We start from the raw sequence: 12544 nt of genomic DNA on the forward strand, positions 1-12544 counted from the left end.
TCCTCCTTATTATACCAAAGAAATTTAATTGACTCTATAAAAATATCCACACATGACCACACAGCCAAGTAGGGCAGGCTACTTGACTGCGTGGTCACGTTCATATCAGTCTATGCACCGACTCTACCATGGTTTTTAGAACCTTTAAGAATTTCAGATTAACAAGAGCGGAAAGTGCATTTTCCATAGATTACCTTAGATATCAAATCGAAAGTCACGAAAAAGATTTGATAGTTTTATTATACTATTTATACTGTTTTTGACAATAGGATGTGCTAATACTTAAGATTTTAAAACAACTTTCATCATATTATACAAAGATTAGTGCCATATAGTATATGTCTACGCGATATCCTTTGTGTAATGTGCAATAAAATATATTATCTTTTCTTTAATATAAACTTAAGTGCCTCCGTAAACCCGGCTTATTATTAAAATCAACCTACCCAAACGCTTATCTCTAAACAAAAAGCGGGTTGAATAACCAACCCGCAAAACTCAATATACAATCTAAAAAAATCTCTCCTCTAGCATCAAACATAATGCATGATATACCGGTAAATGTAACTCCTGAATCTTAAAAGTCTCAACCTCCGGAACAATGATAATCTCATCACAAAATTCCTTCATCTTGCCGCCGTCTCTTCCTGAAAGCCCTATCGTCTTCATTCCCCTTGCCTTAGCAGTTACCAAAGCATATAAAATATTCTCGGAATTTCCTGAAGTGGATATTCCAAGAAATACATCTCCTTCATTACCGAAGCCGTTCACCTGCTGCGCAAATGACAGTAGCGGATTACAGTCATTAAGATATGCGGTTGAAAGTCCGACATGACCTGTAACTGCTATTGCAGGTAAGGCTCCTTGCAAATTCCAGGCAAGTACATCGCCGAGATTCTTATCTACAGACTTTAACTTATCCTGCAGTGCAGTATCCAACTTTCTAGGCTTTATAAAAGCCTTCATAAGTTCACCGACAATATGCTCGGAATCAGCAGCACTTCCACCATTACCTGCCACCAATAACTTACCACCACCTGAATAAGACTCCTCTAAAATCTTATATACTCCAATGATATTCTCTCTTTGTCCTACCAGACTCGGATACCTCTCCAGTAGTTCGTCTAATATCTTTAAAATGCTTTCTTTCATAAAACCTCACTATATATCAAATATGAATTCTCCTTTGGGAAGTCTTATATCAATAATATACATGGCCTATTTATGATATATTAAGCTGTTTCTTCCAACCATCTATATTATATAGCTTTGTACAAATGGCATCAAAATTTATATTCCTCTTTTTTATATTATCCGCATATTCTTCTATTCTCTCAGGTTGACCTTGTAATTCCGGTGACACAAAACACAAATTGTACCCCATATCCTTCAACTTCAAATAGATACTCTCTTCCAGAGGAAAACTATTAAAACAGTCTACCCAAACCCATTTTGCTCTTCCACTCATTAACTTTATTGTATCTATACCTTCAAATTCTGAATATCTTAAAGCCACATTAGACTCACCTTGATCTGTCAATGCTTTTATCATCGGAAAAGATGAGTCTAAAAAGAAATATTTTTCTATATTATATTTTTTCAACAACTCTAACACTTTATACTCTATTCTTTCACTCTTAATATTAAGAATCATCGTTCCGTGATGATATTCTCTCAGATAATCTTCAAAATTTTCTCCAAGAACAAACGGGTCATGGTTTATATAAATACTTCCGTCAATATTATCCCTCAAATCAAGCTCTACACCAAATTCAATTGGTGTATTCTTTAAATCCTTTACAGTATTAACTCTATGACTTATAAACTCCACTATGAAATACCACCTTTCTTAAGTTTTATAGAAAAATCAATGGTCCTCCTTATAAATTTCCATTTTGCCTTTAATCCGGTGTTCCAACTTGACATTCCATGTATACGTTTTGGAAACAAAACATCAAACCTTATAACTTTTATCTTGTTTTTTCTTGCCATAAACACTGCATATAAATCCAGAGAAAAATCATATGGCGGATTTTTCCATCTAAGATAAAAAGATCTTGGAAAAATATTTGGTTGTGCGTTTATATCCCACATTCTTTGACCTAAATAAATCGTTTCAAAACAACCCATACCCCAAGTGAAAATCTGATCAAAGATAGATCTTCCCCTTCTATGACCTTTAATATATACATCTTCAGAGCAATTTTGAATAATATGGTATGCCTTAACTATATCACCCGGATCAGTCTGCATATCGGCATGTGTCCAGCCTATATAATCTCCATTTGCTTCCTTTAGGCCTTGTAATATTCCATATCCATAACCTTGATTTACCGGCACCAATACAGTTCTGGCAAATGAATATTTAGGCAACAGTTCCTCTAATACACTTGCCGTCTGATCGGTTGATCCGTTATTAACCAGTATAACTTCTATATTTTCATCTCTAATATGCTTAGAAAAACTACGCAAAATTAGAGGAATATTCTCTTCCTCGTTATAGCAAGGCACCACAATTGAAAGTTTCATCTAATATCCTCATCATCTCTCAAAAACAACATATTTCTGTCCCAAAAAATTTAATACTGTACTTACACCCGTTGCCACTAAAAATCCTATTATTTGGATATTTATAATATTCAATGTACACCTATTAACTATTGCATTTATAACTCCTGTAAATGTATAGAGTGCAACATACTTTAACACCTCTTTAATCACAAACTGCTTTCGCTCAAATGTCCAAAATTTATTGATGATAAAACCTACTCCGGCACCACATATAAATGAAATCATCTTTGCTATATCCATATTCCATGAAAAAAACAACAATAAACGATATATGCAAAAATCTACAACAACCGCTGTTCCTCCTCCCACTAAAAAGCGTAGTACCTCTTTAATTTTTATTCTACTCATATATACTTCCTTAAAATAGGCTCTAATTCATAAAAGTCACTTATTTGTATCACATTACATTGTGATTCAGTAGCAATATTAAACCACACAGGTATCATTCCCATATCTTTTGAACCACAGACATCTTTATTCCGGCTGTCTCCAATAAACATACATTCTGAGGTATCACAGCCAATTTTCGATAGTAAAGTTTCAAAAATAATAGGATTAGGTTTTTCGACTCCTGCTTCCTCACTTGTAACAAGATAATCCACCTGACTGTCAATTCCAAGTCTTTTCAACTTTCTATGCTGAATCATCGCTGTCAAATCTGAACATATACCGATACTAATATTATTATTATGACAAAAACTAAAAATGTCTTTTACTCCGTCTCTTAAAACTATATTATCCAATATCGTATTCCAATATATATCATATAGTTCAATGGCATCTGAAGCCGGCTTTTTGCCGATAAGTTCCATAAAAACTTGAAAATATAGCAAACGATTATGTTCGGCTCCGGTTCCATGCAAACGTGACTTCACAATTTCCTTTGCTTCATAATATTTTTTATTAAAATCCTGAGCATCTATATTATACTTATTCTTAACATGCTCTTGTATCTCTTTTTCTGCAACTTCATTTAATGACTTATAATCATATAAAGTATCATCCAAATCGAAAATAACAGCCTTTATTTTTTTATCCATAACTAAACCATTTTCATCTTATATCCAATAAGCAATATCGTAAATAATTTTATCATATTTCTATGATAATCATTGTCAAATATAATACTCTCTGTAATATCCTCAACATAAGGAATAGACTCAGCCACTATATTTCCAAAATCAGAAATACTTATTTTTGTGAGTTCTTCATCGTAAATACGAACTATTTGTTGTTTCAAATCATCTGTATAATCATACTCAACCGATATACCTCTGTCAGACAAACTTTGGAATAAATCTTCAGTATTAACCTCTGATGAAAATACAAACTCCAAGTTTAAACTCGGCACATAATCATCTACCATATAGTCGCACAAATCTTTATCAAAATACTTTACCAACAAGTCTGCATATTTTTTTTGAGGATAAATATATTTCTCTGCGTCAGGTACTCTATCTAAGATCTGTTTCATTACTTTCTCTTTTGAATACCCTCTACTCTTCGTATCCCTTTGTATCTTCCAATATCTACGCAAATTCTCATCAGTATCCAAATATACCTTCAAATCTGTATATCTTCTCATTTGTGGCAAGTATAATGCATGTAATCCACACGCTATAACAAATTTGTTAGGACTTACTCTCTTCTTCTCTGTGAATTTTCCTGTGCTATGATCATAGTCCACCCTTTCAACAGTATTACCGGCTTTAAGGAGTTTAATATCCTCTGCCTGACGGTAAAGATAATTAGCCTTAGGGTTTAACTGAGTAAACTCCTCCCAATGAGTATTATTTCTTTCCCAACGGTGGTCTCCATCACCTTCAATGAACATAATACGCTCTTTACCTAAGCAATCTTCCAGTACTCTTATATAACTACTCTTACCTGCCCCACTGTCACCAGCAATTCCTATAATAAACGGCGATTTTTTCCTCTTATAAAAAGCATCTCTCTTTAATCCGTTTTGAAACATTAATACAGCTACATTTAATACTGCTCCAATTAACAATGTAAATGTCACATTTTTCAATAAATCATTATTTATTTTCAAAATTGACAAGTCAATTCTACCGAAGTACAAATCCACAAATCCACGCTGATGGAACAAAATAAAATATATCAAAAATACTGCATTTAAAATGACATAATTCAAAAGGCTGTTTGCTTTCTCTCGATTTGACAATATAAAATAAATCGTAATAAACGGTACGATCCATGTATACCATCCCGGCATAGGTGGAATCATTGCCAAAAAGACAGAAAACGTAATACCACAAAAATATAACAACATCTCTCTGCTCATGGCATTTAAATTTATAGCAGTAATATATAAATATGCTAAGCAAAGAATCGGAACATATACCCTAACATACTTATAATCTAAAAATATCCTTGTAAGTAATGACTGTTCAGTATTCAAGAAAACTTCATGTATAAATCCGGCACTTAAAAACGGCAATACAATCACTCCAAAAGTAAGTACCATAATTGCTACATACTTTAAAAGAGTTTTCCATCCAAATCTATGATAAACAAGTATAACAACAAATGGAACTACTGCTAAAATATGCAACTTTGTTCCCAGAGCCATTCCCAATAAAATTGCCGATAAATATACCCTCTTATTCTTCATTCCCTCACATAAACACAATAATGCACCTGTTAAAATTGTGGTCGGTATAATGTCTAATTGTCCATGCATATACCCTGCATATAATATGATTGGAGATGAAAAATACAGTATTCCGATATATTTCTTCTTATTCGGATATAATCTAAACAACAATACCATACCTAAAATATCAAAGATTAGGATTGGTAGTTTTGCTAAAAAATTTATCAAAAAAATACTGTTAATATGTAATATACTAATCCAAATATATGTTATACCCACTATATAAAGCATTAATGGCGGATATGGAAACGAACTTAACAGCTTATTTTGATAATAGTACTCATACACATTAAAATTTGAGCCTGAGACAATTGCATCAAAAAATTTCTGTACAAACGGTAAAAACATTTTATTTTGATAATCAGATGAGAAGGCCACCATAAGTATAATTTTAACTATAATCATACCTATGGTGAATATCATAAACCTTGATTTCAAAATATCTCTAAGATTACTTTTCTTCTCTTTCATCTTCCTCTATCCAGAAATCCTTCCAATACTTTATAGTATTCTGATAGTTTTCAAAATCTGTCGGTGTTCCCCATCCAACGTATCTGTCTATTTCAAATACTTTAGCTGAATATCCCAAATCAAGTACATGCTTTATAGCCTGATCAACATAAAACTCATTATTTATTCTATCGTTTTCAGCTATCATTTTCTCCGATGCTTCTACAAATATGCTGCCCTTCTTAAACCAAAATGTTGAGACTATAGCGTGATCTTTCTTAGGCTCATTTGAAATTGCTTTCTTTATAGATAATCCTGTAATATTGTTATCATTATCTACTTTGACCCAACCATACTGATTCGGATTCTCACATACAGATTCATTATTTCTATAAGTAAAAACAATAACATCTGTTTCTTCTCTAAGATCATTAAACTTATCTAATGAGTAATCCATACCGTTATCACAACCTGCTATCAATAACTCTTCATCATTATTAATTCTATCTTTTGCCAAAAGACAAGTACAAGCTTGACCTTCTGTAACATGATCTACAGTTATAAATCCTGCCCTTGGATAAAACTCCTGAATCTTTCTTTCAACTACTGTTATATCGTTTTCTTCTGATTTTCTGTCTATGTAGATAATATTATCTCCATCATCGTCTGCCTGCCTTAAATCTCTGGTAGCACATACTACCATAGGATAAAGCTCACCTGTATAACGATCTATTGTCGGAATAGCAGGTTTTTGCTCTTTATATCCCTTATCTGAAAATCTCTTACCGGCTCCGGCCATAGGTATAACTATTTTCATTTATACCACCTCCTAATCTTATCACTCCAATAATTAAACTCTTGCATATCTTCCGGTGTCCCCCACTGACAAAACCTGTCAACATTTGTCGGTACCCAGACTCTTTTCCCGTCATCAACCAGGAAATTATATATTAAACTGGCATAATACTCACCGTTAAGTTCTTTACCGCTATCAACAAGTTCCTTTGAATACTTCTTTAGTGTCTTACCGTCTCTAAAGTAATAGACACCGGGCGAATGTTTTGCTTTTGTCTTATCATCCTCAAATGAGAATTTTTCCCTTATCTCCAACAGATTATCATCTCCGTCTGTCATACAAGATGCATATAAATTTATTTTAGGTATCAAATGAGGATGAAAACCTGTATAACATGGAATCGCTCCGTCACAGTCACGCTCTTTTACATCCGACTTAAACTTCTCATAGTCCCATTGCATATAAAAGTCACAATAATTTATTATACACTCATCATCATCTGCAATATTATCTGATGCACGCAATACATCATAAACAGGACCCTTTTTTATCCAATCCTCTATTTCGACAATCTTACACTCAGGAGCAAGCTTCATTAGTGTATCCCTCATATATGGCAGTGTATCCAAATGCTCTTTTCTACACACAAAGATAAAGTTTTTCTCATCCGGATACATACCTTCAATAATCCATTGGATGATAGGCTTTCCCTGTACCATTATAAATGGCTTCAACTCCTTATAACCTGCTGCCACAAAACGTGACCCATACCCCGTCATTGGTATAATAATCTGCATAACTCCTCCTACTTCATTGCCTTTCTATATTTCTCTGCATCCCAGTTGAGCAAAAAGTTTATATCATCCTCTTTTAAACTACAAATATCCTCGCTATTATTATTAATAAGTATTTCTGCTGTCCATGCCAATACAGATTCTATATCTTTCGCCTTTTTAATATTATCAGATAGTATATATGCCTGTCTATCTAAAATAATAACCCCCGGTATACCATACAACTCTCCAAACTTTGACAACTCACTTTCAAGATTGTCTTCACTTTTTACTGATAATATTTTCTTACCTATATACACTATACTGTCGGGACTCAAGCGATGATTCCATTCTTTCCCGTCCAACATCTTAGCATATTCTAAGACTTTGTGATGCTGTGCCAAATAGACTATACCTGAAAACTCCGGAAAAAGGTTTTTGACTGTATTATAAACTTCAGTAACTCTTACTTCCTTCTGATTACTAATTTTTAAATACTTTGCAACAGAATTTACAATATACTCATTTCTCTCAATGGCTTCTTCATATGTATCTCCACTAACCAAAAATCCATGATTTTTAAAAAATACAGTATCCAAACTCTTATTAACCTTCTTATACTCTTTGTAACAAGCCATAGCCAGTCTCAACCCGGGCGCATAATAATCTACAAAAACAGCCTCCGGAAATAACTCATTTAGAATTTTCATTCCATTCTTAGTAGACAATAAAATATTTACTAAAACAGCATGAGAATGTATCACATACTTTCCACTCATCGCATGTAAAAAAGTCTCTATAGAAGGACGCTTACCGTCTATAAGGCAGGCATTAAGCATATCATTTTCTATTTTTGAAAGCGTATCTTTATCATAATCAACACCATTACCCAAAAACTCTTCCATAAGACCGTTTAACTTCTTATAATCTACTTTTGAATATCCAAAATTATCTCTAACCTCTGAAAGCTGGCAGCCTGACGCCTTTACGTACATATATTCGCCGTCTTTAACCGATGTGTTCCCACCGCCGGCCTGTACCAAGTCCTCTCGCATACCTGCATACTTTGATATCTCAACCAAGCCTAAAATTTCTTCTCTCATTCCTCATACTCTCCTTCTATTCCTAAATACACCTCCGGTAACAACGGATATGGCGCATTATCTTTACTATAATAAAATTCCAAACTACCAATATTCTTTATTCCGTCCGGTAAAAAGTAACTTAATGCCTGACGATCCTTGCTATATGTCGCATCCACTTTTGCTATAGGCTTACCTTCTTTATCCTTAAGTAAAACGTATGACTCCGGTGACTGTAAAATAGCACTCTTCCTAGCATAAATCTCTAATATATTTCTATTTTTTATTTTATCTATATCTGAAAGATCTATACTATACAATATCTTATTAGGATCTATTTCCTTAATTGTTTTTGACGAATATATGTAATTGTATTCCCCTGTATATCTATTACTATTACCTCCAATATAACCAACATAAGAATTTTTAAGTACAAATAAATCACTTCCGGTAACTACAGGTATACTATAACTGCTACGATATAACTCTCTATACTGTTGAGTCCAATTTGATAATACATATGTACCTGTTGTTATACTAAATGGAACTAAAAATAGTAATGATGCAAATGAAACGACTATACCTACTACAATGTTTTTATTCTTAAAGATATATCTCAGTAACATCGTTATAAAAATCATAGCTTCAATTATAATAATGAAATTTGTTCTACCATAAACAAAATCATCTGTAAATAATGTGTCTACATTTATAACCATATCTTTATTGGTATAAACCAAAATACCGGCTGTCGCAATTGATATAAGTAGATAGAAGAGCATCATAAGCTCATACCACGCATTTTTAATGTTCTTATTTTCAGAATATTTCTTTATTCCATTAGCAGATATCCATACAACCAAAAGTACTGTTACCGCGCTGGCTAATATAACAAATACGTATGGGTTAATATTCTGTATATTAAACAAATACCTAATCGGTACATACAATGTCCTAAAGTAGTACAAAGGTACCTGCTTTATAACAGTTATAAGCCTCTCACCAAATCCTATGCTATCATTAAAATACTTCCATCTTGATAATAATATATATGTATATGTCACCGATAATAATGTCATACAAATATCTAATATAAGATATACAAAAAGCCTTTTATTTGCTTTTACTTCCTTTTTTATAATTAAAAAGCCAAGTATAATTAGATAAACAGGTAACATAACAACAAATACAATCTTTGATAAAATCATCAAAGATGATCCGAGTGCCAATACAAATTGATGCCTCTTTATTTTAGACCAATCTACTGTAAGCAATAATGTCAACAATATGAAATTCCAGTACGCGCTATTATGAAAATTAAGAAGTTCATCTGTTACAAAAAGTGGTGACAGGCCAAATATTAGTGACAGTATAAACCTTTCATACTTTCCTAAATTAATACGAAATACTTTAAGATTAATCAATCCACAATTTAATGCAGCAATTATTCCTCCTGAACAGTTCAGTAAAAGTATAGCCCACTTTCTCTGCCTGAATATTAAAACAATAATATCCGATATAAATCTTGTAAATAGTGGCCAATATACATAATCAGGAACAAAAAGACTACCTAAAAAGCCTCGTTCATACGTCTGCAAAAAGAAATTACTTCCTGTCTCATGAACCGGCTGTGCATCTAAAGAAAACATAGTACTTTTTATAGAATATACCAGAAAAGCCGCTATAGCAACTAATATAAATGTCAGCTTGTCATTCTGTTTACATCTATTGACATTTACTACTGCTAATAACAACACTATAGACATAAATATAAATGCTGTCATCTGCGGTATATAATATACATTTTCTTTAGACAAATCCAATGACATACATAAATTTTTGTCACTAATTATATTATTATTTTCTTCAAGCTTTCCAAATCTGGTGTCACTAGATGATAACACTTTAACACCTTTACCTGCACCAGTATAACTTGTATCAATATATAGAAAAAAATCACCCTGTGATAAATCTGTTAGATTCAGCTCTATGCTATCTTTATTATTACAATCTACACCTTGTAAATTCCATTCTATTTTTTTCTTATCCTGTACTGCACGTATTGTAAAGGTTCCTTCATTGTCATCTCTATTTTCAATATTAATATGTATTTTTTTTGCTTTACCAAGTATATTAATATTTTGCTTAAGAGGGTTTCCGGAAACTAAAGGTATACTTGTTATATTCTCGGTTGAATTTTTTACTTCCTCATTTATTATTTTACTGCTGTTTATGGTATTAAATATTGGAATTAGAATGCATACCAAAATCAACAATGAAAACATTAGTTTCTTATGTTTATCTAATATAACTCTATACCAATAATCAATATCAACAAACCGTGTTCCTACAACATATATCAAAATAAAAATAGATATGCTCATAGTCACAGTCTTTAAAAATTGTATACTCGTAGAATATTCTACTACATAAATCAAAGAAGCTATAACTCCTAAGCTAACAGAAACTATAATTCCCTCTTTTGACGGTTCTACTTTTTTCTGAAAGAAGTAGCTTAAAATATAACTAATCAAGAATAATAGCGTGAATAATACTACCGATTTTAAAATATATATCATTGTAGAACCATTATTTATGCCGTCAATATCAACATAAACTATTTCCGACCGGTTTGAATACAAATCAACTTCTTTAATTAATGTATTGTCAACATAGACTTTGGCTATACCTGAATAACTTTCTTTTGTTAGCCCAAGCCCCAATGTTCTAAACCTGGCTTTAGCAGATATCACATTACTTCTATTTTTAAATGGATTCCAGGTTAAGATTCCACCTTCCCCTATTTCCCAGCTCGTTATAGTAAAAAAATCTACCGGTAAAATCTCATTTTTTCCATCTACTAAGATTTTCTGTATCTGTACGCCATTACCCCCGGATTGTGCATTTTTTCTTCCGGTAGCCTCTATACGAATCTCTCTTTCTTCGTTTTTAAACCTAGGTACAAGTAAACCACTCACCAGCTGAAAGATACAAAGACTTAGTAATATACTTACTACTACCCTGTTTTTCAAAAATTTCTTTATAGTCTCTAACATATTAGTATATCCCCTACAGCTTTATTCTATCTCTTTTATTGTCAAATTCATTTTCACTTTTTTAAAGTGAAAATGAATTGAATATAAAACTACAGTATTTCTTTCATAGTATTTAAATCAAAATACTCAGGTCTAAAATACATTATTCTGGTACCTTCATTTTCAAACTCAAACGGAACATATATCAAATCTTCCAATGTACTTCTCACATTTTCTTGATACTCAGGTTCAACATAGAACAGTAAAAAGCCTCCTCCACCTGCTCCAAGTAATTTACCGCCTATAGCACCTGCATCAATTGCCTTTTTATACAGTGCATCTATATCATTATTACTGATATCCGAAGTAATACCTCTTTTTAATTTCCAAGTATAATCAAGTAATCTACCAAACTCGTTTAGATCACCGTCTGATACAAGAAGTTTTTGCACATCATCAACCAATGCTTTCATCTCTAATAATTCTGTTGTCTTATCCTTTGTTGCTTTTATCTGGCTCTTTGCAATATCACTCGAAAATCTTGAAAAACCTGTAAAAAATAACATCAATCTATCATTAAGATTCTTCTTTCTGTCAGCAGAAAATACTATAGGGGATACAGTATATCCATCAGATTTAAAATCAATACGATTAAAGCCTCCAAATGATGCAGCTATCTGATCCTGTATTCCTCCCGCCTCATTACATAAAACTCTTTCGATATATATTGCATCATCCGCAAGTTTCCTTTTATCAGCATATTTGCCCTTAAGTGCATAACAAGCATTCAAAAGTCCTACTGCAAATGAAGAACTGGTTCCAAGTCCCGATCTCGCGGGGAGGTCCGCTTCATACACTACTCTAAGCTCATGCATGTCCAGATACTTCATAATATTTCTTACAGCCGGATGTTGTATCTCATCCACCGACTTAGTTCTTTCCATCATTCCATAGACGATCTCATTTGAATAATCAAAAAATCTGGGTAAATGACGAATTGTTGTATAGCAGTATTTATCAAAAGTAGTAGATATAACCGCTCCTCCATGCTCTTTAAAAAATCCTTCATAATCTGTCCCTCCACCAAAGAAAGACATTCTAAATGGTGTCTGCGCAATAATCATAATTCTGTATGCATATATTATGCACTCCTTTTCAAA

General features: G+C 32.7%; 11 protein-coding genes. All 11 read right to left on the minus strand.

The genetic code is table 11. The annotated features are described in order from the left end of the window. Positions 1–510: 510 nt before the first annotated feature. The 11 genes from EHW90_RS09655 to EHW90_RS09705 all read right to left on the minus strand — a co-directional run bounded on the left by EHW90_RS09655 (position 511) and on the right by EHW90_RS09705 (position 12508). A complete protein-coding gene (locus tag EHW90_RS09655; protein ID WP_124952533.1) occupies positions 511–1152 on the minus strand; it encodes a D-sedoheptulose-7-phosphate isomerase in 642 nt (213 codons plus the stop codon). Positions 1153–1222: 70 nt separating this feature from the next. Further along, positions 1223–1831, minus strand: coding sequence for a PI-PLC domain-containing protein (locus EHW90_RS09660; protein ID WP_124952534.1), 609 nt, complete (start codon positions 1829–1831; stop codon positions 1223–1225). Then, positions 1831–2529 carry a glycosyltransferase family 2 protein gene (locus tag EHW90_RS09665; RefSeq protein WP_124952535.1) on the minus strand — a complete coding sequence of 233 codons (699 nt, stop codon included), beginning with the start codon at positions 2527–2529 and terminating at the stop codon, positions 1831–1833. Before EHW90_RS09665 ends, EHW90_RS09660 begins: the two co-directional genes overlap by 1 nt. Before the next feature lie 12 nt (positions 2530–2541). Further along, entirely contained in the window at positions 2542–2919 is a 378-nt protein-coding gene (locus EHW90_RS09670) for a GtrA family protein (RefSeq protein ID WP_124952536.1), read from the minus strand. Then, positions 2916–3611 (minus strand): HAD family hydrolase, encoded by a 696-nt coding sequence (locus EHW90_RS09675; protein WP_124952537.1) that lies wholly within the window; start codon positions 3609–3611, stop codon positions 2916–2918. The genes EHW90_RS09670 and EHW90_RS09675 overlap by 4 nt, the downstream gene beginning before the upstream one ends. Before the next feature lie 2 nt (positions 3612–3613). Further along, positions 3614–5719, minus strand: a complete 2106-nt coding sequence (locus EHW90_RS09680; RefSeq protein WP_124952538.1) for a uridine kinase — start codon at positions 5717–5719, stop codon at positions 3614–3616. After that, positions 5700–6515, minus strand: a complete 816-nt coding sequence (locus EHW90_RS09685) for a glycosyltransferase family protein (RefSeq protein ID WP_124952539.1) — start codon at positions 6513–6515, stop codon at positions 5700–5702. Before EHW90_RS09685 ends, EHW90_RS09680 begins: the two co-directional genes overlap by 20 nt. Next, positions 6512–7291, minus strand: a complete 780-nt coding sequence (locus EHW90_RS09690; RefSeq protein WP_124952540.1) for an NTP transferase domain-containing protein — start codon at positions 7289–7291, stop codon at positions 6512–6514. Before EHW90_RS09690 ends, EHW90_RS09685 begins: the two co-directional genes overlap by 4 nt. An 8-nt stretch (positions 7292–7299) precedes the next feature. Next, positions 7300–8370, minus strand: coding sequence for a class II aldolase/adducin family protein (locus EHW90_RS09695; protein ID WP_124952541.1), 1071 nt, complete (start codon positions 8368–8370; stop codon positions 7300–7302). Next, a complete protein-coding gene (locus EHW90_RS09700; protein WP_124952542.1) occupies positions 8367–11405 on the minus strand; it encodes a glycosyltransferase family protein in 3039 nt (1012 codons plus the stop codon). The genes EHW90_RS09695 and EHW90_RS09700 overlap by 4 nt, the downstream gene beginning before the upstream one ends. Positions 11406–11494: 89 nt before the next feature. Next, on the minus strand, positions 11495–12508 hold the full coding sequence (locus EHW90_RS09705) for a GHMP family kinase ATP-binding protein (protein ID WP_124952543.1): 1014 nt from the start codon (positions 12506–12508) through the stop codon (positions 11495–11497). Between the last annotated feature and the right edge of the window lie 36 nt (positions 12509–12544).

It is taken from the genome of Lachnoanaerobaculum orale, from assembly GCF_003862485.1.
Classification (GTDB): domain Bacteria; phylum Bacillota; class Clostridia; order Lachnospirales; family Lachnospiraceae; genus Lachnoanaerobaculum; species Lachnoanaerobaculum orale.

Bases quoted from the DNA above. Each gene is read 5' to 3' on its own strand.
- EHW90_RS09655 (WP_124952533.1), bottom strand. From the start codon at position 1,152: ATGAAAGAAAGCATTTTAAAGATATTAGACGAACTACTGGAGAGGTAT.
- EHW90_RS09665 (WP_124952535.1), bottom strand. From the start codon at position 2,529: ATGAAACTTTCAATTGTGGTGCCTTGCTATAACGAGGAAGAGAATATT.
- EHW90_RS09670 (WP_124952536.1), bottom strand. From the start codon at position 2,919: ATGAGTAGAATAAAAATTAAAGAGGTACTACGCTTTTTAGTGGGAGGA.
- EHW90_RS09675 (WP_124952537.1), bottom strand. From the start codon at position 3,611: ATGGATAAAAAAATAAAGGCTGTTATTTTCGATTTGGATGATACTTTA.
- EHW90_RS09680 (WP_124952538.1), bottom strand. From the start codon at position 5,719: ATGAAAGAGAAGAAAAGTAATCTTAGAGATATTTTGAAATCAAGGTTT.
- EHW90_RS09685 (WP_124952539.1), bottom strand. From the start codon at position 6,515: ATGAAAATAGTTATACCTATGGCCGGAGCCGGTAAGAGATTTTCAGAT.
- EHW90_RS09690 (WP_124952540.1), bottom strand. From the start codon at position 7,291: ATGCAGATTATTATACCAATGACGGGGTATGGGTCACGTTTTGTGGCA.
- EHW90_RS09695 (WP_124952541.1), bottom strand. From the start codon at position 8,370: ATGAGAGAAGAAATTTTAGGCTTGGTTGAGATATCAAAGTATGCAGGT.
- EHW90_RS09700 (WP_124952542.1), bottom strand. From the start codon at position 11,405: ATGTTAGAGACTATAAAGAAATTTTTGAAAAACAGGGTAGTAGTAAGT.
- EHW90_RS09705 (WP_124952543.1), bottom strand. From the start codon at position 12,508: ATGATTATTGCGCAGACACCATTTAGAATGTCTTTCTTTGGTGGAGGG.